This window comes from Streptomyces sp. NPDC002640 (assembly GCF_053592575.1).
Map to the genome: position 1 here is coordinate 63,009 of NZ_JBSFVZ010000018.1, position 25,254 is coordinate 88,262.

26 protein-coding genes are annotated in these 25,254 nt (G+C 73.9%); 7 read left to right on the forward strand and 19 right to left on the reverse strand.

Going from position 1 to position 25,254, the window contains the following annotated elements:
- Positions 1 to 31: 31 nt before the first annotated feature.
- The gene (locus tag ACWD3O_RS22810; RefSeq protein ID WP_451417153.1) at positions 32 to 937 is read right to left on the reverse strand and encodes a class II fructose-bisphosphate aldolase; all 906 of its coding nucleotides are present in this window, start codon (positions 935 to 937) and stop codon (positions 32 to 34) included.
- Positions 938 to 946: 9 nt separating this feature from the next.
- A complete protein-coding gene (locus ACWD3O_RS22815; RefSeq protein ID WP_451417154.1) occupies positions 947 to 1,840 on the reverse strand; it encodes an SIS domain-containing protein in 894 nt (297 codons plus the stop codon).
- A gap of 67 nt (positions 1,841 to 1,907) precedes the next feature.
- Here ACWD3O_RS22815 and ACWD3O_RS22820 point away from each other — a divergent pair, with 67 nt between their 5' ends.
- The gene (locus ACWD3O_RS22820) at positions 1,908 to 2,699 is read left to right on the forward strand and encodes a maleylpyruvate isomerase family mycothiol-dependent enzyme (protein WP_451417155.1); all 792 of its coding nucleotides are present in this window, start codon (positions 1,908 to 1,910) and stop codon (positions 2,697 to 2,699) included.
- 71 nt (positions 2,700 to 2,770) lie between these two features.
- Here the strand turns inward: ACWD3O_RS22820 and ACWD3O_RS22825 are convergent, their stop codons facing one another.
- The gene (locus tag ACWD3O_RS22825; RefSeq protein ID WP_451417156.1) at positions 2,771 to 3,493 is read right to left on the reverse strand and encodes a TetR/AcrR family transcriptional regulator; all 723 of its coding nucleotides are present in this window, start codon (positions 3,491 to 3,493) and stop codon (positions 2,771 to 2,773) included.
- Positions 3,494 to 3,659: 166 nt separating this feature from the next.
- Here ACWD3O_RS22825 and ACWD3O_RS22830 point away from each other — a divergent pair, with 166 nt between their 5' ends.
- Entirely contained in the window at positions 3,660 to 4,166 is a 507-nt protein-coding gene (locus ACWD3O_RS22830) for a nitroreductase family deazaflavin-dependent oxidoreductase (RefSeq protein WP_451417157.1), read from the forward strand.
- A 34-nt stretch (positions 4,167 to 4,200) separates the two neighbouring features.
- On the opposite strand, the gene ACWD3O_RS22835 is transcribed toward ACWD3O_RS22830, so the two are convergent.
- A complete protein-coding gene (locus ACWD3O_RS22835) occupies positions 4,201 to 5,418 on the reverse strand; it encodes a geranylgeranyl reductase family protein (RefSeq protein ID WP_451417221.1) in 1,218 nt (405 codons plus the stop codon).
- A gap of 354 nt (positions 5,419 to 5,772) precedes the next feature.
- On the opposite strand from ACWD3O_RS22835, the gene ACWD3O_RS22840 reads away from it, so the two are divergent.
- Positions 5,773 to 7,128 carry a M20/M25/M40 family metallo-hydrolase gene (locus ACWD3O_RS22840; RefSeq protein WP_451411663.1) on the forward strand — a complete coding sequence of 452 codons (1,356 nt, stop codon included), beginning with the start codon at positions 5,773 to 5,775 and terminating at the stop codon, positions 7,126 to 7,128.
- 411 nt (positions 7,129 to 7,539) lie between these two features.
- Here the strand turns inward: ACWD3O_RS22840 and ACWD3O_RS22845 are convergent, their stop codons facing one another.
- The 3 genes from ACWD3O_RS22845 to ACWD3O_RS22855 form a co-directional block, all read right to left on the reverse strand.
- Positions 7,540 to 8,580 carry an NUDIX hydrolase gene (locus ACWD3O_RS22845; protein WP_451417158.1) on the reverse strand — a complete coding sequence of 347 codons (1,041 nt, stop codon included), beginning with the start codon at positions 8,578 to 8,580 and terminating at the stop codon, positions 7,540 to 7,542.
- A 244-nt stretch (positions 8,581 to 8,824) separates the two neighbouring features.
- Entirely contained in the window at positions 8,825 to 9,121 is a 297-nt protein-coding gene (locus tag ACWD3O_RS22850) for a hypothetical protein (protein WP_451411731.1), read from the reverse strand.
- Between the two features lie 215 nt (positions 9,122 to 9,336).
- Positions 9,337 to 10,296, reverse strand: a complete 960-nt coding sequence (locus tag ACWD3O_RS22855) for an ROK family protein (RefSeq protein ID WP_451417159.1) — start codon at positions 10,294 to 10,296, stop codon at positions 9,337 to 9,339.
- A 156-nt stretch (positions 10,297 to 10,452) separates the two neighbouring features.
- Between ACWD3O_RS22855 and ACWD3O_RS22860 the strand changes: the two genes are divergently transcribed.
- Complete coding sequence (locus tag ACWD3O_RS22860) at positions 10,453 to 11,445, forward strand: LacI family DNA-binding transcriptional regulator (RefSeq protein ID WP_451417222.1); 993 nt, start codon at positions 10,453 to 10,455, stop codon at positions 11,443 to 11,445.
- A gap of 13 nt (positions 11,446 to 11,458) precedes the next feature.
- Here the strand turns inward: ACWD3O_RS22860 and ACWD3O_RS22865 are convergent, their stop codons facing one another.
- From ACWD3O_RS22865 to ACWD3O_RS22885, 5 genes are all read right to left on the reverse strand, one after another.
- Complete coding sequence (locus ACWD3O_RS22865) at positions 11,459 to 12,733, reverse strand: DUF6986 family protein (protein ID WP_451417160.1); 1,275 nt, start codon at positions 12,731 to 12,733, stop codon at positions 11,459 to 11,461.
- 214 nt (positions 12,734 to 12,947) lie between these two features.
- Positions 12,948 to 13,922 carry an electron transfer flavoprotein subunit alpha/FixB family protein gene (locus ACWD3O_RS22870; RefSeq protein ID WP_451417161.1) on the reverse strand — a complete coding sequence of 325 codons (975 nt, stop codon included), beginning with the start codon at positions 13,920 to 13,922 and terminating at the stop codon, positions 12,948 to 12,950.
- Positions 13,923 to 13,976: 54 nt separating this feature from the next.
- Entirely contained in the window at positions 13,977 to 14,762 is a 786-nt protein-coding gene (locus tag ACWD3O_RS22875) for an electron transfer flavoprotein subunit beta/FixA family protein (RefSeq protein WP_451417162.1), read from the reverse strand.
- A gap of 194 nt (positions 14,763 to 14,956) precedes the next feature.
- Positions 14,957 to 15,508, reverse strand: coding sequence for a flavin reductase family protein (locus tag ACWD3O_RS22880; RefSeq protein WP_451411726.1), 552 nt, complete (start codon positions 15,506 to 15,508; stop codon positions 14,957 to 14,959).
- A gap of 29 nt (positions 15,509 to 15,537) precedes the next feature.
- Positions 15,538 to 15,963: a thioredoxin family protein gene (locus tag ACWD3O_RS22885; RefSeq protein WP_451417163.1), complete on the reverse strand. Its 426-nt coding sequence runs from the start codon at positions 15,961 to 15,963 to the stop codon at positions 15,538 to 15,540.
- A 238-nt stretch (positions 15,964 to 16,201) separates the two neighbouring features.
- Here ACWD3O_RS22885 and ACWD3O_RS22890 point away from each other — a divergent pair, with 238 nt between their 5' ends.
- A complete protein-coding gene (locus ACWD3O_RS22890; protein ID WP_451411656.1) occupies positions 16,202 to 16,927 on the forward strand; it encodes a lysophospholipid acyltransferase family protein in 726 nt (241 codons plus the stop codon).
- 42 nt (positions 16,928 to 16,969) lie between these two features.
- Here ACWD3O_RS22890 and ACWD3O_RS22895 read toward each other — a convergent pair whose 3' ends face one another.
- The 4 genes from ACWD3O_RS22895 to ACWD3O_RS22910 all read right to left on the reverse strand — a co-directional run bounded on the left by ACWD3O_RS22895 (position 16,970) and on the right by ACWD3O_RS22910 (position 20,966).
- On the reverse strand, positions 16,970 to 17,560 hold the full coding sequence (locus tag ACWD3O_RS22895) for a transglutaminase domain-containing protein (protein WP_451417164.1): 591 nt from the start codon (positions 17,558 to 17,560) through the stop codon (positions 16,970 to 16,972).
- Positions 17,561 to 17,664: 104 nt separating this feature from the next.
- A complete protein-coding gene (locus tag ACWD3O_RS22900; protein ID WP_451411725.1) occupies positions 17,665 to 18,738 on the reverse strand; it encodes a threonine aldolase family protein in 1,074 nt (357 codons plus the stop codon).
- Positions 18,735 to 19,487, reverse strand: coding sequence for an SDR family NAD(P)-dependent oxidoreductase (locus ACWD3O_RS22905; RefSeq protein WP_451411654.1), 753 nt, complete (start codon positions 19,485 to 19,487; stop codon positions 18,735 to 18,737). Before ACWD3O_RS22905 ends, ACWD3O_RS22900 begins: the two co-directional genes overlap by 4 nt.
- A 75-nt stretch (positions 19,488 to 19,562) precedes the next feature.
- Positions 19,563 to 20,966: a DUF6421 family protein gene (locus ACWD3O_RS22910; protein ID WP_451417165.1), complete on the reverse strand. Its 1,404-nt coding sequence runs from the start codon at positions 20,964 to 20,966 to the stop codon at positions 19,563 to 19,565.
- 220 nt (positions 20,967 to 21,186) lie between these two features.
- On the opposite strand from ACWD3O_RS22910, the gene ACWD3O_RS22915 reads away from it, so the two are divergent.
- Positions 21,187 to 21,855, forward strand: coding sequence for a glycerophosphodiester phosphodiesterase (locus ACWD3O_RS22915; RefSeq protein ID WP_451411652.1), 669 nt, complete (start codon positions 21,187 to 21,189; stop codon positions 21,853 to 21,855).
- Here the strand turns inward: ACWD3O_RS22915 and ACWD3O_RS22920 are convergent.
- Positions 21,842 to 22,411, reverse strand: coding sequence for a GNAT family N-acetyltransferase (locus tag ACWD3O_RS22920; RefSeq protein WP_451411651.1), 570 nt, complete (start codon positions 22,409 to 22,411; stop codon positions 21,842 to 21,844). The two genes, ACWD3O_RS22915 and ACWD3O_RS22920, sit on opposite strands and share 14 nt — an antisense overlap.
- A 27-nt stretch (positions 22,412 to 22,438) precedes the next feature.
- Here ACWD3O_RS22920 and ACWD3O_RS22925 point away from each other — a divergent pair, with 27 nt between their 5' ends.
- Positions 22,439 to 22,843 (forward strand): VOC family protein, encoded by a 405-nt coding sequence (locus ACWD3O_RS22925; protein WP_451411650.1) that lies wholly within the window; start codon positions 22,439 to 22,441, stop codon positions 22,841 to 22,843.
- Between the two features lie 72 nt (positions 22,844 to 22,915).
- Here the strand turns inward: ACWD3O_RS22925 and ACWD3O_RS22930 are convergent, their stop codons facing one another.
- Both ACWD3O_RS22930 and ACWD3O_RS22935 read right to left on the reverse strand, forming a co-directional pair.
- Positions 22,916 to 23,458: a MarR family winged helix-turn-helix transcriptional regulator gene (locus ACWD3O_RS22930; RefSeq protein WP_451411649.1), complete on the reverse strand. Its 543-nt coding sequence runs from the start codon at positions 23,456 to 23,458 to the stop codon at positions 22,916 to 22,918.
- Entirely contained in the window at positions 23,455 to 25,173 is a 1,719-nt protein-coding gene (locus tag ACWD3O_RS22935; RefSeq protein WP_451411648.1) for an FUSC family protein, read from the reverse strand. The genes ACWD3O_RS22930 and ACWD3O_RS22935 overlap by 4 nt, the downstream gene beginning before the upstream one ends.
- Positions 25,174 to 25,254 lie beyond the last annotated feature (81 nt).

Here is a 25,254-nt window from a genome sequence, read left to right on the forward strand (position 1 = left end):
GGTCCCCCGCCGTCCGGGCCGGTGGTTCCGGTCAGCCGCCGGTGACCGCGGCGGTGGCCTCGTCGGCGGCGTCCGCGGTGGCGTCCGCGCCGCGGACCACCTCCAGGAAGCGCACCACCGTGTCGGCCATGGCCTCCCGGGCGGGGGCGAGGTAGCGGCGGGGGTCGACCTGCTCGGGGTGCCCGGTCAGGTGGGCGCGCACCGCGCCGGTCAGGGCCACGTTGAGGGCGGTGCCGACGTTGACCTTGCCGATGCCCCCGGCGACCGCGGCCGCCAGTTCCGCGTCGGGGACGCCGGAGGAGCCGTGCAGCACCAGGGGGACGTCGACCGCCGCGGCGAGCCGGGCCAGCAGGGCGTGGTCGAGGGCGGCGGTGCGGCCGGTCATGGCGTGCACGCTGCCGATCGCCACGGCCAGGGCGTCGACCGCGCACTCGGCGACGAAGGCCCGGGCGTCCAGCGGGTCGGTGCGGGCGCCGGGCGCGTGGGCGTCCAGCGCGGGCATCCCGTCCTTGCCGCCCACCTGCCCCAACTCGGCCTCGATCCACAGCCCTTGGGAGTGCGCCCAGCGCGCGGCCGCGCGGGTGGCGGCGAGGTTCTCGGCGTGCGGAAGCCGGGAGGCGTCGTACATCACGGAGCTGAAGCCGGCCTCCGCCGCGGAGCGCAGCAGGTCCTCCCGGGTGACGTGGTCCAGGTGCAGCCCCACCGGCACGCCCGCCCCTTCGGCCGACGCCGCGGCGGCCCGGGCCAGCGGCAGCAGGCGGCCGCCGTGGAAGGCCACCGCGTTCTCGCTGACCTGCAGGATCACCGGCGCGGCGGCCCGCTCGGCGCCCTCGATCACCGCCTCGACGTGTTCCAGGGTGATGACGTTGAAGGCGGCGACGGCCCGGCGCGCGGCGGCGGCCTCCGTCACCAGGTCGCCGGAGGGGACGAGGGGCACGGCTCTCCTTCAGGCAGGGGTCTCGGCCAGGATCACCGAGCGGGTGAGGTGACGGGGACTGTCCGGGTCGAGTCCGCGGGCGGCGGCCACGGCCACGGCCAGCCGCTGGGCGCGGACCAGTTCGGCGAGCGGGTCCAGTCCGCCGTCGATCCAGAGGGCGCCGGTGGCGCGCACCTGGTCGGCCAGCCCCTCCGGGGCCTCGCCCAGCATCAAGGTGGCGGTGGAGCGGGTGGAGACGCTGATCGGGCCGTGCCGGTACTCCATGGCCGGGTACGCCTCGGTCCAGGAGAGGGACGCCTCGCGCATCTTCAGCGCCGCCTCGTTGGCCAGGCCGACCGTCCATCCCCGGCCGAGGAAGGTGAACTGCCTGCACGCCACGAGTTCTTCGGGCAGCGGGGCGGCGATCGCCGCGCGCGCGTCGGCGACGGCGGCGCGCGGGTGCAGTCCGAGGTGGGCGCGGAGCAGGGTGAGCGCCGTGGTGGCGAACCGCGTCTGGACCACGGACCGTTCGTCGGCGTAGGCGAGGACGGCGACCCGGTCGGCGGCCTCCATGACGGGGGTGTCCGGGTCCGCGGTGATCGCGGCCGTGGGGACGCCCTCGGCGCGCAGGCGGGCCAGCAGGTCGAGGACCTCGGTGGTGGTGCCGGACCGGGTGAGGGCGAGGACCCGGTCGTAGCGGCGGCCGTACGGGAACTCGGAGGCGGCGAAGGCGTCGGTCTCTCCCTGGCCGGACCCTTCCCGCAGCGCGGCGGCGGCCTGCGCCATGAACCACGAGGTGCCGCAGCCCACGATCGCGACCCTCTCCCCCGGGGCCGGGAGGGCCGCACGGTGTTCCGGCGCCTCGTCCGCCGCCTGCTGCCAGCACTCGGGCTGGCTGGTCAACTCGTCTTCGACGTAGGTCACTTCCGCATCCCTCCACGGCGAGGCACGTTCGGGTGCACCATACAGCCGCTTGGCCCAGAATCGGGGCATGGAGATGATCGAGTATGTCGAAGCGCTGCGCCGTGAGGGCGAGTTGATGCTGAAGGCCGCGACGGAGGCCGGAACGGACGCGCCCGTGCCGTCGTGCCCGGGGTGGCGGGTGCGCGATCTGGTGCGGCACACCGGAGCGGTGCACCGCTGGGCCGCCGCGTTCGTGGCGCAGGGGATCACCTCGCCCCGGCAGCCGGACGGTCCGCCGGACCTGGACGGCGCCGACCTTCTCGCCTGGTTCGCCGACGGGCACCGGGAGTTGACGGCCACGCTGGCCTCGGCCGATCCGGCGGAGACGGACTGCTGGCACTTCCTGCCCGCCCCGTCGCCCGCGGTGTTCTGGGCGCGCCGTCAGGCGCACGAGACGGCGACGCACCGGATCGACGCCGAGCTCGCGCGCGGCGGTGAACCGACCGGTACGGAACCGGAGTTCGCGGTCGACGGGATCGAGGAGCTGCTGTCCGGTTTCCATGGCCGCCGCTCCAGCAAGGTGCGCTCGCCGCGACCGCGGGTGCTGCGGGTACGGGCCACCGACGTGGCGGGGGCGGTGTGGACGGTGCGGATATCCGAGGAACCGCCCGTGACGGTGCGGGGAGAGGGCGAGGGCGACGGCCTCGGCGATGCCGGGGGCAGGGGCGGGGCCGGGGACGGGGGCTCTGCGGCCCTCTGTGAGGTCTCCGGAACGGCGGCACAGCTGTACGCCGCCCTGTGGAACCGCGCTCCGTTCCCCTCGGTCAGCGGCGACCAGGAGACGGCGGCGCTGTGGCGGGAGACCTCCCCGATCGGCTGACCGTGCCGGGCGGCGCCGCACGGTGCCGCCCGGCGTCGGCCCTCGTGCGCGGGGACCGGGCGGGCGCGGTGTCAGGCGTCCGGGGTGGCGCCTGGGAAGGCGATGCCCACCTCGTGGGCGAGCCGAGCGGCCGCGTGGCGGAAGAAGACCGCGCGGTCCTCGACGACCCGGTGGAACTGGCCGAACAACTCGAAGCCGATCAGGCCGAACAGCTCCGCCCAGGCCGCCACCAGCGCCACCACGGTTTCCGAGGGCAGGTCGGGCGCCAGGTCGGCGGTCATCCGCACGGCCTCGGGGCGCAGCCCCTCCGGGAGCGGCGTGCGGGACAGCCCGGCGGGCCCCCGGTGGGCGTCGCGGGCGATGCCGATGAGCAGCAGCCCGACCCGCGAGGCGGCCGGCACGGTCGTCTGCGGCGCACGGTAGCCGGGGACCGGGGTGCCGTAGATCAGCGCGTATTCGTGCGGGTGGGCGAGGGCCCACCCGCGCACCGCCTCGCAGACGGCGGTCCACCGGACCAGCGGTGGCGCGTCCGGGGCCGCGGCCGCCTTCGCCTCGGCGGCCTCGGCGGCGGCGCCGAGCGAGTCGTAGGCGTCGACGATCAGGGCGGTGAGGAGGTCGTCACGGCTCGGGAAGTAGCGGTAGACGGCCGAGGAGGCCATCCCCAGCTCCCGGGCGACCGCCCGGAGGGAGAGCTTGGCCGCCCCTTCATCGGCGAGCTGCCGTCGCGCCTCGTCCTTGATGGCGGCGGTGATCTCTCGGCGGGCACGCGCCCGTACGCCTTCGGTTGCGCTCATGATCCGAGTGTGCCACGGAACGAGAGCGGTGCACACGTTGGTGATCGGCGCACATAAACGAGAGCGTCGCTCAAAAACGCGAGCACCGATCTTGCTTTGACACACCGATCCGGCGCACACTGTTCTCAAGCGAGAGCACCGCTCTCTTTTCCCGGAGGGGCACCCCATGCAGAACGCCGACCAGCGGACGCCGAGAACCAGGACCAGGACCGGGACCGGGACCGGGACCACGCCCTACTACCTGAAGGCGGGCCCCTTCGCCGCGCGCCTCAACTCCGTCGTCGGCTGGCTCGCCCGGCACGGCGTCAGCCTGATGGGCAGCGCCGAACTCTCCGTGCGGGGCCGGAAGAGCGGGGCCATGCAGCGGATCCCGGTCAACCCGTACCGGCACGACGGCGAGCAGTACCTGGTCTCGGCCCGCGGCCACTCGCAGTGGGTGCGCAACATGCGCGCGGCCGGCGGTGGGGAGCTGCGGGTCGGCCGGAAGGTCCGCCGGTTCACCGCCACCGAGTTGTCCGACGACCGGAAGGTCGCAATCCTGCGGGGCTACCTCGACAAGTGGGGCTGGGAGGTCAACCAGTACTTCCAGGGGGTCACCGCCCACTCCACCGACGAGGAACTGCTCGCGGCCGCCCCCGACCACCCCGTCTTCCGCCTCACGGTCACCTCCTGAGGCCTGCACCCGGTCACCGCCGCACGGCCGCCCCTCACCGTTCCAGGGCCACCAGCACCCGCTGCGCCAGGGGGTGGGAGCGGACGATCTCCGCGAGCGTGGTCGCCCCGCGGGTGATGTCGGAGAAGGCGCGCCAAGCGGGCCGGAACCCGGTGAGCCCGGCGTGGAACATTCCGGGCCTGCGCTCGAAGACGGCCAGCAGCTTCCGTCCGACGCTCATCTCGACACCCAGCCCGGACTTGACCGCGAAGGCGTAGTTGAGGGATTCGCGCCGCACGTCCACGGCGTCGTAGGCGTCGGCGATCCGTACCGCCCATTCGCCGGCCAGCCGTCCGGAGCGCAGCGCGTAGGAGATGCCCTCGCGGGTCCAGGGTTCCAGCAGCCCGGCGGCGTCGCCGCAGACGAGCACCCGGCCGCGGGAGAGCGGGGAGTCGTCGGTGCGGCAGCGGGTGAGGTGGCCGGAGGAGACGGAGGGTTCGAAGCCGGCCAGGCCGAGGCGGCCGATGAACTCCTCCAGGTAGCGCTTGGTCGCGGCGCCCTCGCCGCGGGCGCAGATTACGCCGACCGTGAGGGTGTCGCCCTTGGGGAACACCCAGCCGTAACTGCCGGGAAGGGGGCCCCAGTCGATCAGGACGCGTCCCTTCCAGTCCTCGGCGACGGTGTCGGGCACCGGGATCTCGGCCTCCAGGCCGAGGTCCACCTGACCGACCTTGACGCCGACGTGGGCCCCCGTCCGTCCGGCGCTGCCGTCCGCGCCGACCACCGCGCGGGCCAGCAGGGTCTCACCGCCCTGGAGCACCACGGCCACCGTTCGGCGGTCGGGCACGGTCGGACCGTGCTGCTCCAGGCGGGAGACCGTGACGCCGGTGCGCAGTTCGGCGCCCGCCTTCTGCGCGCTCTCGACCAGCCGGTTGTCGAACTCGGCGCGGTTGACGAGCCCGAAGAGCATGCGGCGGGACCGGCGGGTGCGGGTGAAGCGGCCGTTGTGGGAGAAGGTCACGGCCTTCACCCGGTCCTGGAACGGCACGTCGAAGCCGGGCGGCATGGAGTCCCGGGACGGGCCGATGATGCCGCCTCCGCAGGTCTTGTAACGGGGCAGTTCGGCCTTCTCCAGCAGCAGGACGCTCCGCCCGGCGACCGCCGCGGCGTAGGCGGCGGAGGCTCCCGCCGGGCCCGCGCCCACCACGACGACGTCCCAGACGCGCCGCTCGTCGGCGGGCGGCCCCGCCGGGTCCTCCGCCCCTCCGGGCATCCCGGCCGCGCCCGCGCCCCGCCCGCCGTTCTCCTCCAGCCCGCCGTTCTCCTCCTGCCCGCCGTTCTCCTCCAGCCCGCCGTTGTCGCCGTTGTCGCCGTTGCCGCCGCTCACGATCGTCACCGCTCCCGATCACCGTCACGATGCCTGCCGAACCGTCCCCGGCATACTACGGCGGCGATCGTCGCAGGCCACTGTGGGAGTATCGACGCTGCGGACCGCGGAACCAGACGCCCCGTCCGCGCCCCCGCGAGCGGGCCACGTCCTGCGAGGACCGCGGCGCGGGGCCTGTCCGTCCGGATCCGGAGGGACAGGGCTGACGTCAGTCCCGAGACCTTACGAGGAGCCCCGCCCATGTCGTCGAACCCGGTCGCCGCGACCGTCGCCTCGCTGATGCCGAGGGCGAAGGAGGAACTCGCCGAGCTGGTCGCCTTCAAGTCGGTCGCCGACTTCGAGCAGTTCCCGCGCGGCGAGAGCGAGGGCGCCGCGAACTGGGTGGCCGACGCTCTGCGCGCCGAGGGCTTCGAGGACGTCGCGCTGCTCGACACCCCGGACGGCACGCAGTCCGTGTACGGCTGCCTGCCCGGGCCCGAGGGCTCCCGGACCGTCCTCCTCTACGCGCACTACGACGTGCAGCCCCCGCTGGACGAGGCGGCCTGGGTAACCCCGCCGTTCGAGCTGACGGAGCGTGACGGTCGCTGGTACGGGCGCGGCGCGGCCGACTGCAAGGGCGGCGTGATCATGCACCTGCTGGCGCTGCGCGCGCTGAAGGCGAACGGCGGGGTGCCGGTCACCGTGAAGGTGATCGCGGAGGGTTCCGAGGAGCAGGGCACCGGCGGTCTGGAGCGGTACGCCGAGCAGCACCCCGAACTGCTGGCCGCCGACGCCGTCGTGATCGGCGACTCGGGCAACTTCCGGGTGGGTCTGCCCACCGTGACGACCACGCTGCGCGGCATGACGCTGGTGCGGATCCAGGTGGACACCCTGCAGGGCAACCTGCACTCGGGCCAGTTCGGCGGCGCCGCGCCGGACGCGCTGGCGGCGCTGATCCGCGTCCTGGACTCGCTGCGCGCCGAGGACGGCTCCACGACGGTGGACGGCCTGTCCGGCGAGGCGGTCTGGGACGGCCTGCAGTACGACGAGGAGCAGTTCCGTGCCGACGCCAAGGTGCTGGACGGTGTGGAGCTGATCGGTTCCGGCACGGTCGCCGACCGGATCTGGTCGCGGCCGGCGGTCACCGTCCTCGGCATCGACTGCCCGCCGGTGGTGGGCGCTACGCCGTCGGTGCAGGCGAGCGCGCGGGCGCTGGTGAGCCTTCGGGTGCCGCCGGGCGTGGACGCCGAGGAGGCCGCCAAGCTCCTGCAGGCGCACCTGGAGAGCCGCACCCCGTGGGGCGCCCGGGTCGCCGTCGACCGGATCGGCCAGGGTCAGCCGTTCCGCGCGGACGCCGGCAGCCCGGCGTACACGGCGATGGCGCGGGCGATGGCCGAGGCGTACCCGGGCCAGGAGATGCAGTTCGCCGGTCAGGGCGGCTCGATCCCGCTCTGCAACACCCTCGGCACGCTCTACCCGGAGGCGGAGATCCTGCTGATCGGCCTCAGCGAGCCGGAGGCGCAGATCCACGCGCCGAACGAGAGCGTGTCGCCCGAGGAGTTGGAGCGGCTGTCGGTCGCCGAGGCCCTGTTCCTGCGGGAGTACGCGGCCGGCTGACGAAGCCCCCGCCGAAGCCTCGCCGACCGGGCGCGCTCCCGGCCGCCCGCCGAAGCCTCGCCGTCCAGCCGACCGGCCGACCAACCAGCCGTCCAGCCGGCCGACCAACCAGCCGACCAGCCGGCCAACCAGCCGACCGGGCGGCCGGCTGGCCGGAGGCCGCCGCGGCCTGCGACCGACCGCCCGGTCTGCCCACGCACCGCCCACCGCCCCCGGTGGGCCCGCGAACGGCCGCCGGCCCGACGACGGCGCGGCAACGGCCCGGCCACGGCCCTCGATCGCCCCGCCGCAACCGGCCCTCGCCCCTCGCGGGACGAGGGCCGGCCCGCCCCAGCGGCGGGAGCGCGGAGCCCGCGGCCACCGGGAACGACGGTCGAAGGGAACGGCGGCGGCCGCCGCCCGAGGTCCGGGTCAGCCCACCGGCTCCCCCGCCTCCAGGTACAGCGCCGAGCCCCTCTCCCGGGCCCGCAGCGCCCAGTGGAGGCGCCGGAACCGCACCGGCGGCAGCATGTCGGCGGCCTCCGCCTCGGTGACGAACCGCCAGCCGCGCAGTTCGGGGCCCGGCAGCAGCACCCGGCCGGCGTCCTCGCCGTCGAGGCGACCGCCGTCGAAGAGGAACCGCAGCCCTCCGTAGCCGGGGGGCTGCGGGGACTCCCAGTCCACCACCAGCAGCCGGGGGTCGCCTGCCAGCCGCAGCCCGGTCTCCTCGGCCACCTCGCGCAACCCCGCCTGCGCGGGCGCCTCGCCCCGCTCGACCACGCCGCCGGGGAACTCCCAGCCGGGCTTGTAGGTGGGGTCGACCAGCAGGAACCGGTCCTGCTGGTCGAAGAGCAGCACGCCGGAGGCCACCGTCTCGGCCTTCGGCTCGGGGGTCTGCACGATGTCGCAGGCGGCGGCCTCCCCGTTGCCCACCGCCCGGGCGATCCGCTCGGCGGTCTGCCGGGGGGTGATCGTGCCGTTGTCCACGGGGTGCGCGTCGGCGGCCAGCCAGGAGCCGAGGGCGGCCCGGTACGGCTCGACGTGGTCGTCCCGCCACTGGCGGATGCGGCGCTCGGTGTCGGGCGGGCCCGCCGGGTCCTCGGCGGCCGCGATCCGCCGCCGGAGAATCGTTTCGGCCGGGGTGAGCAGCACGTGCCGGACCGGAATCCTGCGCGCCGCCAGACCGCCGAAGATCTCGTCGCGGTACTCCTGGCGCAGCAGGGTCATGGGAACGATCAGGGTGCCTCCGAGCTCCGAGAGCATCGCGGCAGCGGTGTCCACCACCAGCCGCCGCCAGATCGGCAGATCCTGGTAATCGTCGACCCCGGCAAGGTGCTTGGGCGGGAGCATGCGGGTCAGCGCGCCCCCGACCACCTCGGGATCGAAGAGCGCGCTGTCGGGCATCAGGTCCAGCAGTTCCCTCGCGGTGCTGGACTTGCCCGCGCCGAACGCGCCGTTGATCCAGACGATCACTGTTCCCCCTCTTCTCCGGATCTTCGTCCTCTCCGGACGACTGTCACGTGCCCGCCCCACACTGCACCGGAAACCAGCCGCAGTTGAGGGGGCAAAAGGGGGTGCACGGGGGGAGCACGGTGGCGGCGGGAGAGCCGGGCGGCGGGCTCCGCCGCCCGGGCGGGGAGGGATCCGGGGGCGGAACGGCCGAGGCGGCGGGGACGAACGTCGGAGGACAGGCCGGACAAGCGTCGGAGGACGGTCGTCAGAGGGCGGGCCACACCCCGGCGTCGGGGGCCGGCAGGGCCTCGAGGGTGTCGAGGGCGCGCAGGTCCTCCAGGCCCTCGAGGTATGCCTCTCCCTCGTGGACGGTGGTGTCGGCGGACGGTCCGAAGATCTCGTGGCGGGCGATGCTGTCGTCGCCGGTGAGCTCCTCCACGGTGGTGTGCACGTCATCGACCGGGCGTTCCAGTTCCTCGCCCTCCGCGTGGGAGGGGGTGACCGCCGCGAGGACGCACCCCGCGGCGAAGGAGGCGATGGCGAGCATGCTGCGCTTCTTCATGCCGCTACAACAGCGCAGCGGGCGCCCGGGTCACCGCGACACGCCCGCGGGACGCCGACTCGGTCGACATCGGTCACGCCCCACCGCGCCGTGCCACCGAAAGCGACACCGACCGACAACCCCGGACGGGACCCCGCCCGCGGCCCCACCGCCCCGGTCACCCCCGAAGCGAGCCCACCGCCCCGGTCGCCCCCAGAGCGAGCCCACCGCCCCGGTCACCCCTGAAGCCGCCCCAGCCCCGCCGCGGCGGCGCCTATCAGGCCGGCGTCGGAGCCGGTCAGGGCCGGGAGGATCCTGAGGTTCCTGGTGAACGACAGCGTCGCGTACTCGGGGAGGGCCGCGCGCAGCGGGGCGAACAGGACCTCGCCGGCCTCGGCCACTCCCCCGCCGACGACCGCGACCTCTATCTCCACCAGCGCCCCCACCGCGGCGATCGCGGCGGCCAGGGCGCGTCCGGCGCGGGCGAAGGAGGCCACCGCCGCCGGGTGCCCGGCCCGTGCCGCCGCGGCCACGGCGACGGCCGACACGTTCTCGCCGGGTCCCGGACGCCAGCCGTTCTCCACCGCCCGCCGGGCGATGACGGGCCCCCGGGCCAGGCCCTCGACGCAGCCGCGGGCGCCGCAGGGGCAGGGGTCGCCGTCGAGGTCGACGCTGATGTGGCCGATGTGGCCGGCGTTGCCGGTGGGACCGGGCCGGACCCGTCCGCCGAGGACCAGGCCGCCTCCCACGCCGGTGGAGACCACCATGCACAGGGCGTCGGAGGCGTCCCGCGCCGCGCCCACCCAGTGCTCGGCGGCCGCGACGGCGGCTCCGTCGCCGATCAGTTCCACCGGCAGCCCGCCGGCCAGCTCCCGCACCCGGTCGCGCAGCGGATAGCCGCGCCAGGCGGGGATGTTGACGGGTGAGACGGTTCCGGCGGCGCGGTCCACCGGGCCCGCGCTGCCGATGCCCACCGCCCGCACGGACGGCCAGAGCGGGGACGTCCGGAGGTCGTCGAGCACCGCGGCCACGGCGGCCATCACGGTCTCGCCGTCCCGGGTCGCGGGGGTGGGACGCCGCGCGCGCAGCAGGATGCGTCCGTCGGTGTCCACCACCGCGCCGGCGATCTTGGTTCCCCCGATGTCCAGGGCGGCCACCGGGCCGGTGGGCGGGAGGGCGGTCGGCGTCGACGTCATGTCCCCTGCTTTCCTGCGATGTCCCTGCCTGACAACGATGTCCAGACTCTATGCTCGTCGCCGCACGTCGCCCCATCCGCCCCTCAGGACAGGACTCAGCGCATCGTGACCCTGACCGACGGCCGTCCGGCCACCCGCTACGGCAGCCGTCCCACGATGAAGGACGTGGCGAGCCGCGCGGGGGTGGGGCTGAAGACGGTGTCGCGGGTGGTGAACGGGGAGCCCGGCGTGACGTCGGAGACCCGCAGGCGGGTGCAGGACGCGATAGAGGCCCTGGGGTTCCGCCGCAACGACAGTGCCCGGGTGCTGCGCAAGGGCCGCACCGCCACCGTGGGGCTGATCCTCGAGGATCTGGCCGACCCCTTCTACGGACCGCTGTCCCGCGCGGTGGAGGAGGTGGCGCGGGCCCACGACACGCTGCTGATCAACGGCTCCAGCGCTCAGGACCCGCTGCGTGAGCGGGAGTTGGCGCTGGCGCTGTGCGCCCGCCGGGTGGACGGCCTGCTGGTGGTCCCGGCGGGGAACGACCACACGTACCTGGAGCCGGAGATGCGCGCCGGGATCGCCACGGTGTTCGTGGACCGTCCGGCCCGCGGCGTCGAGGCCGACACGGTGCTCAGCGACAACCACGGCGGCGCGCGGTCCGGGGTGGCGCACCTGATCGCCCACGGGCACCGGCGGATCGGCTACATCGGGGACGTCGAGGGCATCCACACGGCCGCGGAGCGGCTGCGCGGCTACCGTTCGGCGATGGCGCGGGCCGGGCTGCCGGTGCGGCCCGGCTGGGTGTCCGTCGGGAGCACCGCCCCGGAACGGGTGCGGCGGGAGGCCGAGCGGATGCTGGGCGGTCCCGAGCCGGTGACGGCCCTGCTGACCGGGAACAACCGGGTGACGGTCACGGTGGTCCGGGTGCTCGCCGAGCGGGAGGAAGGCGCCCCTGTCGCCCTGGTCGGCTTCGACGACTTCGAACTGGCCGACCTGCTGCGGCCGGGGGTCACCGTGGTGGCGCAGGACCCGGCGGGCATCGGCCGGGTGGCGGCGCGCCGGCTGTTCGCCCGGCTGGACCAGCCGGGGCTGGTGCCCACCGTGGTGGAGCTGACCACCCGTCTGGTGGCGCGCGGGTCCGGGGAACTGCCGCCGGCCGGCTGAGCCCACGACCCGCCTACCGTGCCGCCCCGGGCCGGGCGTAGGCCTCGATCCGGGCCCGGGTGAGTCCGGTCCGCTCCGTCACCGCGTCCGGGTCGAAGGCCCCGCAGTCGAGGCCGCGCAGCAGGAAGCCGGCCAGGGCGCGTGCGGTGGCGGGTTCGTCGAGGACGTCGCCGGAGGTTCGGGCGGCGTAGCGGGCGAGGCGTTCCGCGGCCCGGTCGAACCCTTCGAGGTGGAAGGCGAAGACGGCGGCGTAGCGGGTGGGGAGGTGGCCGGGGTGCATGTCCCAGCCCTGGTGGTAGGCGCGGGCCAGGGCCCGGCGGGTGAGCCGGTGGTGGAGCCGCCACGCCTCGTGCACCTGCTCGGTGTCGCCCACCGGCAGCACGTTGGTGGAACCGTCGCTGACCCGTACACCGGTGCCGGCGGCGGCCACCTGCATCACGGCCTTGGCGTGGTCGGCCACCGGGTGGTCGCTCGCCTGGTGGGCGGCGGAGACGCCGAGGGCCGCGCTGTAGTCGAAGGTGCCGTAGTGCAGGCCGGTGGCGCGCCCCTCGGCTGCGTGGATCATGCGGGCGACGGTGGCGGCGCCGTCGGGGCCGAGGACGGCCTGGCTGGTCTCCACCTGGATCTCGAAGCCGAGCCGACCGGGCTCGAGGCCGAGTGCCTTCTCGCACTCCTCCAGCAGCCGGACCATGGCGGTCACCTGGTCGGCGGAGGTGACCTTGGGCAGGGTCAGCAGCAGGCTGTCCGGCAGCGGGCCGTGTTCCAGCAGGGTGGTGAGGAAGATGTCCAGGGTGCGGATCCCGCGGCGGCGGACGGGGGCCTCCAGGCACTTCATCCGGATGCCGGCGAACGGGGGTGCGGTGCCGTCGCGCCCGGCCCGGGCGAGCAGGTGCGCGGCCCGGGTGGCGTGCGCGTCCTCCTCGGCGTCGGGGCGCGGGCCGTAGCCGTCCTCGAAGTCGATCCGCAGGTCCTCGACGGGTTCGCGTTCGAGCTTGGCGCGGACCCGGGTGTACACCGGATCGGCGAGGTCGGCGGGCAGGCCGAGGACGGCGGCGAAGGCGGCGGCGTCGGGGGCGTGCCGGTCGAGGGCGGCGAGCGCGCGGTCGCCCCAGTCGCGCGGTGTCCCGGCGGTGAACTCGTCGGCGGGCACGTACACGGTGTGGACGGGCTGCCGGGTGCCGGGGTCGCCGGGGTAGCGGCGCGCCAGGTCGGCGTCGACGGGGGCGAGCAGCGCGTCGAGCCGGTCGTGGACCGCGCCCGGCAGAGAGGTCGGCACGTCCGGGCTCATGCGGGGCGCCCCTTCCGGCCCTCGCGGGCCTTCGGCATCCGTCCCGGCGGGCCGCCGCGACGGGTCGTTTCAACAGTTCGTTGAACTCGCCGGGAGGCTAACCGCCCGTCCGGGGCCGGTCAACAGGGTCTTGGGCGCACCCGGGCGGGGGACGACGCGAGGGGCCCGCGGCCGGTGTTCCGGCCGCGGGCCCCTCGGGTGCCTCGTGGGGTGATCAGGCCTTGCGGGCCTTGATCTCCTCGGTGAGCTGCGGGACGACCTGGAACAGGTCGCCGACGACGCCGTAGTCGGCGAGCTCGAAGATCGGGGCCTCGGCGTCCTTGTTGACGGCCACGATGGTCTTCGAGGTCTGCATGCCGGCGCGGTGCTGGATGGCGCCGGAGATGCCGTTGGCGATGTACAGCTGCGGCGACACGGACTTGCCGGTCTGGCCGACCTGGTTGGTGTGCGGGTACCAGCCGGCGTCGACGGCGGCACGGGACGCGCCCACCGCGGCGCCGAGCTCGTCGGCCAGCGCCTCGATGATCGCGAAGTTCTCGGCGCCGTTCACGCCGCGGCCGCCGGAGACCACGATGGCGGCCTCGGTCAGCTCGGGGCGGCCGGTCGACTCGCGCGGGGTGCGGGAGACGATCTTGGTGCCGGTGGCGAGGGCGGAGAAGGTCACCGAGAGCTCCTCGACCGCGCCGGCGGCCGGGGCGGCCTCGACCGGGGCCGAGTTCGGCTTGACGGTGATGACCGGGGTGCCCTTGGACACGACCGACTTGGTGGTGAAGGAGGCGGCGAACACCGACTGGGTGGCGACCGGGCCGTCGGAGCCGGCCTCGACGTCGATGGCGTCGGTGATGATGCCGGAGCCGATGCGCAGCGCCAGGCGGGCCGCGATCTCCTTGGTGTCGGCGGAGGTGGGCAGCAGCACCGCGGCCAGGGAGCCGCCGGCGGACACAGTGTCGTAGGCGGCCTGGAGGGCGTCGACCTTCGGGACGACCAGGTAGTCGGCGAGCTCGGCGGACTCGTTGGTGAGGACCTTCACCGCGCCGTGCTCGGCGAGCGTGGCGGCGGTGGCCGCGGCGCCGGCGCCCAGGGCGACGGCGACCGGCTCGCCGATGCGGCGGGCGAGGGTCAGCACCTCGAGGGTGGGCTTGCGGACGGCGCCGTCGACGTGGTCGACGTAGACGAGAACTTCAGCCATGGGAATGCTCTCCTGCGGATTGCGAAGTCTGAGGGGCGGTCAGCTGGGGCGGGATCAGATGAACTTCTGGCCCGCGAGGAACTCGGCGAGCTGCTTGCCGCCCTCGCCCTCGTCCTTGACGATCGTGCCGGCGGTGCGGGCCGGACGCTCGGTGGCGGACTCGACCTTGGTGAACGCGCCCTCCAGGCCGACCTCCTCGGCCTCGATGTCGAGGTCGGAGAGGTCCCAGGACTCCACCGGCTTCTTCTTGGCGGCCATGATGCCCTTGAAGGACGGGTAGCGCGCCTCGCCCGACTGGTCGGTGACGGAGACGACGGCCGGGAGGGAGGCCTCGAGCTGCTCGGAGGCGGCGTCGCCGTCGCGGCGACCGGTGACCTTGCCGTCCTCGACCGCGATCTCGGAGAGCAGCGTGACCTGCGGAACGCCCAGGCGCTCGGCGACCAGCGCGGGCACGATGCCCATGGTGCCGTCGGTGGAGGCCATGCCGGAGATGACCACGTCGTAGCCGGCCTTCTCGATCGCCTTGGCGAGCACCAGGGAGGTGCCGATGGCGTCGGTGCCGTGCAGGTCGTCGTCCTCGACGTGGATGGCCTTGTCGGCGCCCATGGACAGCGCCTTGCGCAGGGCGTCCTTGGCGTCCTCGGGGCCGACCGTGAGCACGGTGACCTCGGCGTCGTCGGCGTTCTCAGAGATCTGGAGCGCCTGCTCGACGGCGTACTCGTCGAGCTCCGACAGCAGACCGTCGACGTCGTCGCGGTCGACGGTCAGGTCGTCGGCGAAGTGCCGGTCGCCGGTGGCGTCGGGCACGTACTTAACGGTGACAACGATCCTCAAGCTCACGCCGGCTCTCCTACTGCATCGTCATGTCGGGCTGCTTCCTGCCACGCAGCATATGCGTCCGAAGCCGCCACTTCCGTCCGGGGAGTGTCTGTCCCCCGACGAATAAATTACTCGCCAGTAGTACACCCGGTCACGCCAGACTAAGCAAGCGCTTTGCAGTGTGACCTGCGTAACGCTCCGTAACGACCGGTCGGTCAGTTCCGCGGGTCCACGTCGCGGAGACCGCCGTACCGGCCCTGGTGGTAGAGCAGCGGACCGCCCTCGCCGGCCGGGTCCCCGGCCGTCACCTCCGCCACCACCACCCGGTGGTCCCCCGCGGGCACGCGCGCGACCGGGCGGCAGACCAGCCAGGCGACGACGTCGTCGAGCAGCGGTACCCCGCCGGGGCCCTCGCGCCAGGCGGTCGGCGGGGCGAACCGGTCGGCGCCGCTGCGGGCGAAGGTCGCCGCGAGGCCGGCCTGGTGCTCGCCGAGTATGTGGACGCCGACGTACTCCGCCCGGGCGACGGCCGGCCAGCAGGAGGAGCGCTCACTGATGCCGAACGAGACCAGGGCGGGTTCCGCGGAGACGGAGGTGAGGGAGGTGGCCGTGAAGCCGTGGGGGCGGCCCTGGTGACCGGCGGTGATCACCGCCACTCCCGCGGCGTGCCGCCGGAAGACGGAACGCAGCAGCTCGGAGGGCCCGGCGCCCGGGGGTGTCGAGTGCCCGCCGTTCACCGGCCGCGCCGTCGTGGACCGGACCGTCATGGATTCGACCGTCACCGGGCCGTCCTTCCTCATGTCGCCTCTCCGAGGGATATCGCCTCTCCGAGAGCGGCGATCACATCGGCCTTGCGGGGCACTCCGGCGGCCCGGCGCACCACGCGGCGACGCGCGTCGAGCACCAGCGTGGTCGGAGTGGCCTCGATCTCCAGCGCGCGGACCAGCACCAGGTGCGCCTCCGCGTCGACCTCCACATGGGTCACGCCGGGCACCATCGCGGCCACCTCGGCGAGCACCCGCCGGGTCGCGCGGCAGGGCGCGCAGAAGGCGGTGGAGAACTGCAGCAGCGTCGCCCGCTCCCCCACCCGGCCGCCGAGCACGTCGGCGTCGAGCACATCGGCGTCGGGTACATCAGGATCGAGCACGTCGGCGTCGATCCGTGGCCCGTCGTGGCGCCCGCTCACCCGCACTCCTCCGCTCCGCCGCCTTCGCGGCGTCACCCATCATGGCCTGTCGGTAACTCCCAGCGGTGGGCGGGGGGTGAAGATTCCCCGGTCAGGGGCCCTTTCGGGCGACGTGACGAGGATCTCCTCCACGTCGGGCACTTCGTCTGGTCGTTTACCCGTTCTTGGGGCACGATCTCTACGCGTCCGTAAGTTACGGCCGCGTAGGTTGCTTCGGCCAGGAGTGGTAACCCTTTCCCTGGCAGTCACACAGAGAAGGGGGCTCGTCCCACCCATGGCAGAGCTCGTCTACCGTCCCGTCATCGGCCTCGCCCTGTCACTGTTCAAGGCGTGGGACCTGAAGATCGACCTTCGGGGCGCGGAGAACATACCCCGGTCGGGCGGCGCGGTACTGGCCAGCAACCACATCAGCTACCTGGACTTCATCTTCGACGGGTACGCCGCCCGTCCGAGCAAGCGGCTGGTGCGGTTCATGGCCAAGGACTCGGTCTTCCGCCACAAGGTGTCCGGCCCCCTGATGCGCGGCATGCGGCACATCCCGGTGGACCGCCGCAAAGGGGAGGCGGCCTACGCGCACGCGCTCGACTCGCTGCGCTCGGGCGAGGTGGTCGGCATCTTCCCCGAGGCCACGATCTCCCAGTCGTTCTGCCTGAAGGAGTTCAAGTCGGGCGCCGCGCGCCTGGCCCAGGAGTCCGGCGTGCCCCTGATCCCGATGGCGCTGTGGGGCACCCAGCGGCTGTGGACCAAGGGCCGCAAGCGCGACTTCAGCCGGAGCCACACGCCGGTCACCATCCGGGTCGGCAAGCCGATCGACACGGCCGGGGCGTCCACCGAGGAGCTCACCGGGCGCCTGAAGAGCCGTGTGCAGGAGCTTCTGGACGACGCCCGGCGCGACTACCCGGACAGCCCCGCCGGAACCGAGGACTCCTGGTGGCTGCCGGCCCACCTCGGCGGCACCGCCCCCACGCCCGAGGAGGTCGCCCGCCGCGAGGAGCGCTGACCGGCGCTCCCGGCGGGCACCCCTCCGCCGCCGCTGCCCGCGTCACAGGTCCGCGGGCAGCGTCCGCCACAGCTCGGCCCGGTCGCGCGCACCGCGCAGCGCCGCGAGCACCGCGGGGTGCGGCTCGGCGTGCAGTTCGGGGTGGTCCCGCTCGCCCCGCGTGACGTCCACCGGGAACGCCAGCCGCTCCCCCGCCAGCGAGAACCGCGCGTCGACCCCCGGCTTGTTGCCCCGGGGGTCCTGGCGGTGCCAGGCGCCGTGGAAGCGGACGGCGACCAGTCCGTGCACCACGAAGCCGCCACGGTCGTCCTCCAGGCGCTGGTAGCAGAGCGCGGTGGGGATGTCCTCGGCCCGCAGCAGGGCGGCCAGGGCGTGGGCCTTGGCGTAGCAGATGCCGGTGCGCAGCCGGATCACGTCGGAGGCGCGCCAGGTGACGCGCGGGTCGTCCGCGTCGTGGGAGTGGGGGATCTCGTCCCGGACGAAGGCGAAGGCCGCGCGCGCATAGTCATACGAATCCAGGGCCGTCGACGCGAGGCGGGCGGCACTCTCGCGGACCACCGGATGCTCGTGGTCGATCACCTCGGACGCGGCCAGATACGCGGACAGATCAGGGCTCTGCTGGATGGTCTCCATGCCTCGTGATCATAGGAATGCGACCGTCTGCGGTCAATCAGTTTGCAGACAGTCGCATACCTATGCAGTGATGTCGGGTGCCGTAGGCCGTGGTGCCGGTCGGCCTAGCGGGCCGCCATCTCCTCCTTGAGCGCGGCGACGAACGCGTCGACGTCGTCCGCCGTGGTGTCGTACGCGCACATCCAGCGCACGTCACCGGCCGCCTCGTCCCAGAAGTAGAACCGGAAGCGCTTCTGCAGCCGCTCCGTCACGGCGTGCGGGAGGCGGGCGAAGACGGCGTTGGACTGCACCGGGTACAGGATCTCGACGCCGTCCACGGCCCGGGCGCCCTCGGCGAGCCGCTGGGCCATCTCGTTGGCCTGCCGGGCGTTGCGCAGCCACAGGTCCTTGGCGAGCAGCGCCTCGAGCTGCACGGAGACGAAGCGCATCTTGGAGGCCAGCTGCATGGAGGTCTTGCGCAGGTGCTTCATCCGGCGCACCCGCTCGGGGTTGATCACCACCACGGCCTCGCCGTACATGGCGCCGTTCTTGGTGCCGCCGAGCGAGAGCAGGTCGACGCCGGCGGCGTTGGTGAAGGCCCGCATGGGCACGTCCAGCGAGGCCGCCGCGTTGGCGAGGCGGGAGCCGTCGAGGTGGACCGTCATGCCGTGCGCGTGGGCGTGGTCGCAGATCGCGCGGATCTCGCCCGGCGTGTAGACGGTGCCGAGCTCGGTCGACTGGGTGATCGACACGACCTGCGGCATCGCCCGGTGCTCGTCGTCGAAGCCGAACGCCTGGCGGTCGATCAGCTCGGGGGTGAGCTTGCCGTCGGGGGTCGGCACGGTGAGCAGCTTGATGCCGGCCACCTGCTCCGGCGCGCCGCCCTCGTCGGTGTTGATGTGGGCGCTCTCCGCGCAGATCACCGCGCCCCAGCGGTCGGTGACCGCCTGGAGCGCCACCACGTTGGCGCCCGTGCCGTTGAAGACGGGGTAGGCCTCGGCGGTGGCGCCGAAGTGGCCGCGCACCACCTGCTGCAGGTGCTCCGTGTAGACGTCCTCGCCGTACGCGACCTGGTGCCCGCCGTTGGCCAGGGCCAGGGCGGCGAGCACCTCGGGGTGGACCCCCGCGTAGTTGTCGCTGGCGAAGCCGCTGACCGACGGGTCGTGACGACGGCGCGCGTCGGTCTTCGGCGGATTCACGGCTTCTCGGTCAGCCACAGACGGTTTCCGTTCACTTCACTGGCGGGCTTGTCCCAGACTCCGGCGATGGCCTCGGCCAGGTCCTCGACGTCGGTGAAGCCCGCGAACTTCGCGTTCGGGCGCTCGGCGCGCATGGCGTCGTGCACCAGTGCCTTCACCACCAGGATCGCAGCCGCGGCGGCGGGGCCGTCCTCGCCCCCCTCCTTGCGGAAGGCGTCCGCGAGGGCGAGCGTCCACGCCTCAGCGGCGGCCTTGGCGGCGCCGTAGGCGGCGTTGCCCGCGGTGGGCCTGGTGGCGCCGGCGGCGCTGATGAGCACGAACCGGCCGCGGTCGCTGCGCACCAGGGCGTCGTGGAAGGCCAGGGAGGTGTGCTGCACCGTGCGGATCAGCAGTTTCTCCAGCAGCTCCCAGTCACCCAGGTCGGTGCCGGCGAAGGAGGCGCTGCCGCGCCAGCCGCCGACCAGGTGGACCATGCCGTCGATCCGGCCGAACTCCTTCTCGGTCTCGGCGGCCCAGGCGCGCGCCGCGTCCAGGTCCAGCAGGTCGACCGGCTCGCCGGTGACCGTGGCCCCGCCGTGCGCGTAGCGGGCCGCGTCGACGGCCTCCGCCAGGCGCTCGGGGTCGTTGTCCGAGGCGACGACGATCGCGCCGGCCTCCGCCAGGCGCAGCAGTGTCGCCCGCCCGGCGGCGCCTCCCGCGCCCGCCACCGCGACGACCGCCCCCTCGAGCGCTCCGTTTCCGTTCCCCATCGCTCTCGCCTCCTCGGCGTTCTCGCTCGATCGTCCGGCCGTTGCCCGGGCCGGGTCGCGGTGTGACCGCGTCCGCTACGCGGCGGCGGGCAGGTCGCCGGCCTCGACGCGGATCCCCTTGGTGGAGGCGATCACGTTCTTCAGCTTCTTGGCGAGCGCCTCGTAGAACATGCTGAGCGGAAACTCGTCCGGCAGCACGTCGTCCACCAGCTTGCGCGGGGGCTGCGTGAGGTCCAGGGCGTCGGGGCCCTTGGCCCAGCGGGAGCCGGGGTGCGGCGACAGGTAGGTGGAGACCAGCTCGTAGCCGGCGAACCAGTGGACCAGCTTGGGCCGGTCGATGCCGTCGCGGTAGAGCGTCTCGATCTCGGCGCAGAGCTGGTTGGTGATCTCGGGGGCGCGCCGCCAGTCGATGTGCAGCTTGTTGTCGGTCCAGCGGACGACGTCGTGCTTGTGCAGGTAGGCGAAGAGCAGCTGACCGCCGAGGCCGTCGTAGTTGCGGGTGCGCTCGCCGGTGACGGGGAAGCGGAACATGCGGTCGAAGAGGACCGCCATCTGCACGTCGCGGGCCTGCGGGACGCCCTCGGCCTCCAGCTTCACGGCCTCCTTGAAGGCGGTGAGGTCGCAGCGCAGCTCCTCCAGGCCGTACATCCAGAACGGCTGGCGCTGCTTGATCATGAACGGGTCGAACGGCAGGTCGCCGTGGCTGTGCGTGCGGTCGTGGACGAGGTCCCACAGCACGAAGGCGTCCTGGCAGCGCTGCTGGTCGTGGACCATCGCGGCGACGTCCTCGGGCAGTTCCAGGCCGAGGATGTCCACGGCGGCCTCGGTGACGCGGCGGAAGCGGGCGGCCTCGCGGTCGCAGAAGATGCCGCCCCAGGTGAAGCGCTCGGGGGCCTCGCGGACGGCGACGGTCTCCGGGAAGAGGACGGCCGAGTTGGTGTCGTAGCCGGAGGTGAAGTCCTCGAAGGTGATGGCGCAGAAGAGCGGGTTGTCGTACCGGGTCCGCTCCAGCTCGGCCAGCCAGTCGGGCCAGACCATGCGGAGCACGACGGCCTCGAGGTTGCGGTCCGGGTTGCCGTTCTGCGTGTACATCGGGAAGACGACCAGGTGCTGGAGTCCGTCCTCACGGCGCGCGGCCGGCTGGAACGCCAGCAGCGAGTCCAGGAAGTCCGGCACGCCGAAGCCGTCGTCGGCCCAGCGGCGCAGGTCCTTCACCAGAACCTCGTGGTACTCGGTGTCGTGCGGGAGCAGCGGCGCCAGGGCGGTGACGGCGTCCGTCACCTCGGCGACGGCCCGCTCCGCCTCGGCGCGGGCGGGCGCGCCGTCGGCGGTGAGGTCGATGGACCCGTCCTTGCTCTGCCAGGGGCGGATGCGCTCGACCGCGCCCTTGAGCGCGGGCCACGCCGGGTGGTCCACCACACGCGCCCCGGGAGCCTGGTGCTGCCCCTGAGTGCCCACCTGCACAAGAACCTCCGTCATCTCTCACCCTCCACGGGAGTACCTCGGGTGGACTCACCGTATGCACCATCTTCTTTTTCAGCAAGAGGGGATCTTGGGAAAACTTGTTGCGCAGGGCCCTTTTCGGCGGGGATTTTCCTGTCAAGGGGCTGTGCGGGTGACACGGCGGGAGGGCTGCGGGGCGCACGGCGGCGCCTAGGCTGCGGGCGGACAGACACACGCGCACGGGAGCGAGAAGATCGTGGACTTCCTGACCATCGGCCACCGCGGACTCATGGGCGTCGAGCCGGAGAACACGCTGCGGTCGTTCGTCGCGGCCGAGAAGGCCGGGCTCGACCTGATCGAGCTGGACCTGCATCTCAGCAAGGACGGGGCGCTGGTGGTCATGCACGACGCCACCGTCGACCGCACCACCGACGGCACGGGCCCGATCGTGGAGCGGACCCTGGCCGAACTGCGCACGCTGGACGCCGGGTCGGGCGAGCGGATCCCCGTGTTCGAAGAGGTGCTGGACGCGGTGACGGCGCCGCTGCAGGCCGAGATCAAGGACGTCGCGGCCGCCCAGCGGCTGGCCGAGGTGATGGTCGGGCGCGATCTGACGGAACGGGTGGAGGTCATCTCGTTCCACGCCGAGGCGATCGAGGAGATCGCCCGCCTCGTGCCGGGGGTGCGGACGGCGCTGGTGGCGAGCCGCTACGACGCGGAGGTCGTCGACCGGGCGGTCCGGGCCGGGGCCCGGACCATGTCCCTGAACATCCGCCGGCTCACCTTGGAGACGGTGGAGCGGGCCCGGCGGGAGAACCTCCGCGTCCTGGCCTGGACGGTCAACACCCCGGAGCAGTTGCGCCTCGCGCACGCGTTCGGGCTCGACGGGGTGGTCACCGACCGACCGGAGATCAAGCGGGGCTGACGCCCGGGGCGGGGAGCTCCTTCACCAGCAGCTCGAACTCCAGGTCCGCGCGGCGGGGGACTCCGAACCGCTCGTCGCCGTACGGGAAGGGGCTGGTCCGCCCGGTGCGGCGGTAGCCGCGGCGCTCGTACCAGGCGATCAGCTCCTCCCGTACCGAGATCACCGTCATGTGCATCTCGGTGACGCCCCAGGTCGCACGGACGAACCGCTCGGCCTCGGTGAGGACGGCCCGGCCCAGCCCTCCGCCCTGGAGGCCGGGGCGGACCGCGAACATGCCGAAGTAGGCGTGCGCACCGCGGTGTTCGAGCTGGCAGCAGGCGACGGTCACGCCGTCGCGTTCGGCGACCAGCACCCGTCCCGAGGGGTCGGCGACGATCTCGCGGACCGCCTCGGGGTCGGTGCGCTGCCCGTCGAGGAGGTCGGCCTCGGTGGTCCATCCGGCGCGGCTGGCGTCCCCGCGGTAGGCGGACTGGACGAGCTCGACCAGGGCGTCGACGTCCTCGGCGGTGGCCTCGCGGAAGACCAGGGTGGGGGCCGGGCTGTCGGTGGGGTGCATGTTCTCTCCGGTGTCTAGGCTGCGGCCATGGTGCACGTACTGAGCAGCAGGACGTTGATCCGCCCCCTCGATCCGCCGGCCTCCCGCGCGTTCTACGGCGGGCAACTGGGCCTCGCGGTGTACCGGGAGTTCGGCACCGGCGACGAGCGGGGGACGGTGTACTTCCTCGGCGGCGGCTTCCTCGAGCTGTCCGGGCGGCGGGAGCCCGGGGAGCCGGCGGCTCCCGGCGGCGCGGTGCGGCTGTGGCTCCAGGTCGAGGACGCCGCCGCCGCGCGGGACGAGCTGGCGGGGCGCGGCGTGCAGATCGTCCGCGAGCCGGTGCGCGAGCCGTGGGGGCTGATCGAGATGTGGATCGCCGACCCGGACGGCCTGCCGATCGTCCTGGTCGAGATCCCCGCGGACCATCCGCTGCGCCACCGGCCCGGCATCTGAGGTCCCGCACCCTCGCACCCCCTGTCCGCCTCCTCGCGGCGGTCACAGCCGTGGCCGTCACAGCCGTGGCGTTCACAGTCGTGGCGAGAGCCGGCCCTCGAGCTGGGTGAGAAGTTTCCCGAGCAGCCGCGCCAGGTGGTCCCGCTCGTCGGCGCCGAGTCCGGCGAGGACGTCCGCCTCGAAGGACAGCTGCTGCGGCAGCACGGAGTCCACCAGGTCCCGGCCGGCCTCGGTGAGCCGCACCAGCACGACGCGCCGGTCCCTGGCGTCGGTGCGCCGCTCGACGAGCTCGCGCTCGGTGAGCTGCTTGAGCCGCTTGGTGACGGCCGCCCCCGAGGAGAAGGTCTCGCGGGCCAGGTCCCCGGGGGTGAGCTCCCGGCCGGTGCGCCGGAGGGCGCCCAGGAGGTCGAACTCGGGGCGGGTGAGCCCTTCACGTCGCAGGGGCGCGTCCTCGGCCTGGCGCAGGAGCGCCGCGCTGCGGTTGATCCGCCCGATGAGTTCCATCGGGTCGGTGTCCAGCTCGGGGAGGACCTCCCGCCACTGCCGGACCACAGCGGCGACGGTGTCCGCCGCGGTGGCCGGCTCCCCCTCGGGGCGGTTCCCGTTCTCCGTCATGACGTGGCGTCCTCCGTCGTGGTGCCGGGGCGGTGCGACGGTCGCGTGACCGCGGCGGCGGACCCGGGGGCCGGGTGCCGTACCGTCGCCGCGAGCGTACGGTGTCCGGCTCGTTCCTCCCGCGTCACCTCCTCCACCGGGAGGGCACGCCGCCACCATTCGCCGGACGCCGCCTGGGTGGTGCCCCGCAGGGTCACCAGCGCCGCGGCCAGGTCGCGCCGGGCCACGGCCAGGGCGGCCGGGGCGGCGGAGGTCCCGGCGACCAGGGTGTCGGCCCGGTGCCGCGCGGCCTCCGCCCGGCGAAGGGCCTCGGCGACCCGGTCGACGGCCCGCCGGTCGGTGACCACCACGGCCGCCGCCAGACCGACCAGCGCGCCGACCAGGGTGTCGACCGTGCGGTCCAGCACCAGTTCCGGGGTGCTCTGCCAGTGGGCGTACTCGGTGACGAGCAGGGCCATCGGGGTGACGCAGACGCTGCCCAGCCAGTAGTTGCGGGAGATCAGCGCCTCGGCGCCGAAGTTCAGGGCGAGGCAGGTCAGGACGAGCGTCCACCGGTTGAGGTGGGCGACGGGGGCCAGCGCCGCGAAGAGCGCCACCCCGGCCAGGTTGCCGACGACGCGCTGGACGCCGCGGCTCCAGGTCAGCGTGAGGTTGATCTGGAAGAGGGCGGCGGCGGTGACCAGCGCCCAGTAGGGGCGGCCGACGCCCAGGGCCAGCGAGGCCCAGCCGGCCAGCGCGCAGCCCAGCAGCGTGCGCAGGGCGACGGCGCGGAGCGGGGCCAGGCGCTGCCGGAGCGACGGCGCGGAGGCGGCACGTTCGATCTCGACGCCGAGCAGCTCGTCCTCGTCGCCCGCGTCGAGCGCGGGGCCGAAGGTGTCGGGGACGCGGCCGAGGCCGTGCAGCCGGTCCGCCCAGGAGCGCAGCGCCTGCGCGTCACCGGGCGCGGGCGCGGCGAGGACGGCCTCGGCGCGCACCAGCAGCCGGCCCAGGGGGCGGCGCGACGCGGAGCGCCGGCCGGTCATCAGCAGCATCTGCCAGGCGGTCTGCACCGCCCCGGCGGCGTCCGCCCTGGCCTGCGCGTCCGTGTCGACGCCGGAGGTGCCGGCAGGTCGCGGGCCCGGTTCTCCGCCCGGTTCCGCCCGGTCGGCGGTCCCGGCGTACCGGGCGACCTGCCGCAGGGCCTGGACGACGGCCCGGCGCTCGGGGCCGTGCGGGCGGAGCAGGCCGGGGGCCATGCCCACCAGCCAGGCGAAGGCTCCGGCGGCGAGGGCCAGCGCCAGATGGCCGGGCACCTGGCCGAGGGTCTGCGGGACGAAGAGCGCCGCCGAGGAGACGAAGGTGAGGATCACGTTGCCGGGCGGACCCACCCGGGTGGCGTCGCAGAGCACCTTGTGTGCGGCGGCCAGCACCGCTCCCACCGCGACCAGCACCACGCCCGAGGAGGTGAGCGAGGCCGCGGTCAGCGCCACCGCCACACCGGCGACCATGCCGGCCACCAGCCAGGCCAGCGTGCGGGCCCGGGCGGCGTAGGGGCGGTTGTGGGCGTAGAGGGCGCACAGCGATCCGGCCATCGTGTAGACGGCGAGGTCCAGGCGGTCCAGGGCGACCAGCAGCAGGTTCGGCGGCGCGGTGGCCGCCACCACGCTGACGGCGTGCTTGTACCAGATGTCGGCCGGCCTGCCTGGCCGGAGTGCCTGGAGCAGCGGCAGGCGCACCCTGGGACACCTCTCTGTGGACGACGGACGGACGTTTCACTCTTCGAGTCACTCCTGCGAGTCACTCCGCGAGCCACTCCT

Coding starts and splice junctions, on each gene's coding strand:
- ACWD3O_RS22820 (WP_451417155.1), top strand. CDS start 1,908: ATGGAGATGATCGAGTATGTCGAAGCGCTGCGCCGTGAGGGCGAGTTG.
- ACWD3O_RS22825 (WP_451417156.1), bottom strand. CDS start 3,493: ATGAGCGCAACCGAAGGCGTACGGGCGCGTGCCCGCCGAGAGATCACC.
- ACWD3O_RS22830 (WP_451417157.1), top strand. CDS start 3,660: ATGCAGAACGCCGACCAGCGGACGCCGAGAACCAGGACCAGGACCGGG.
- ACWD3O_RS22835 (WP_451417221.1), bottom strand. CDS start 5,418: ATGCCCGGAGGGGCGGAGGACCCGGCGGGGCCGCCCGCCGACGAGCGG.
- ACWD3O_RS22840 (WP_451411663.1), top strand. CDS start 5,773: ATGTCGTCGAACCCGGTCGCCGCGACCGTCGCCTCGCTGATGCCGAGG.
- ACWD3O_RS22850 (WP_451411731.1), bottom strand. CDS start 9,121: ATGAAGAAGCGCAGCATGCTCGCCATCGCCTCCTTCGCCGCGGGGTGC.
- ACWD3O_RS22855 (WP_451417159.1), bottom strand. CDS start 10,296: ATGACGTCGACGCCGACCGCCCTCCCGCCCACCGGCCCGGTGGCCGCC.
- ACWD3O_RS22860 (WP_451417222.1), top strand. CDS start 10,453: ATGAAGGACGTGGCGAGCCGCGCGGGGGTGGGGCTGAAGACGGTGTCG.
- ACWD3O_RS22865 (WP_451417160.1), bottom strand. CDS start 12,733: ATGAGCCCGGACGTGCCGACCTCTCTGCCGGGCGCGGTCCACGACCGG.
- ACWD3O_RS22870 (WP_451417161.1), bottom strand. CDS start 13,922: ATGGCTGAAGTTCTCGTCTACGTCGACCACGTCGACGGCGCCGTCCGC.
- ACWD3O_RS22880 (WP_451411726.1), bottom strand. CDS start 15,508: ATGACGGTCCGGTCCACGACGGCGCGGCCGGTGAACGGCGGGCACTCG.
- ACWD3O_RS22890 (WP_451411656.1), top strand. CDS start 16,202: ATGGCAGAGCTCGTCTACCGTCCCGTCATCGGCCTCGCCCTGTCACTG.
- ACWD3O_RS22895 (WP_451417164.1), bottom strand. CDS start 17,560: ATGGAGACCATCCAGCAGAGCCCTGATCTGTCCGCGTATCTGGCCGCG.
- ACWD3O_RS22905 (WP_451411654.1), bottom strand. CDS start 19,487: ATGGGGAACGGAAACGGAGCGCTCGAGGGGGCGGTCGTCGCGGTGGCG.
- ACWD3O_RS22910 (WP_451417165.1), bottom strand. CDS start 20,966: ATGACGGAGGTTCTTGTGCAGGTGGGCACTCAGGGGCAGCACCAGGCT.
- ACWD3O_RS22920 (WP_451411651.1), bottom strand. CDS start 22,411: ATGCACCCCACCGACAGCCCGGCCCCCACCCTGGTCTTCCGCGAGGCC.
- ACWD3O_RS22925 (WP_451411650.1), top strand. CDS start 22,439: ATGGTGCACGTACTGAGCAGCAGGACGTTGATCCGCCCCCTCGATCCG.
- ACWD3O_RS22930 (WP_451411649.1), bottom strand. CDS start 23,458: ATGACGGAGAACGGGAACCGCCCCGAGGGGGAGCCGGCCACCGCGGCG.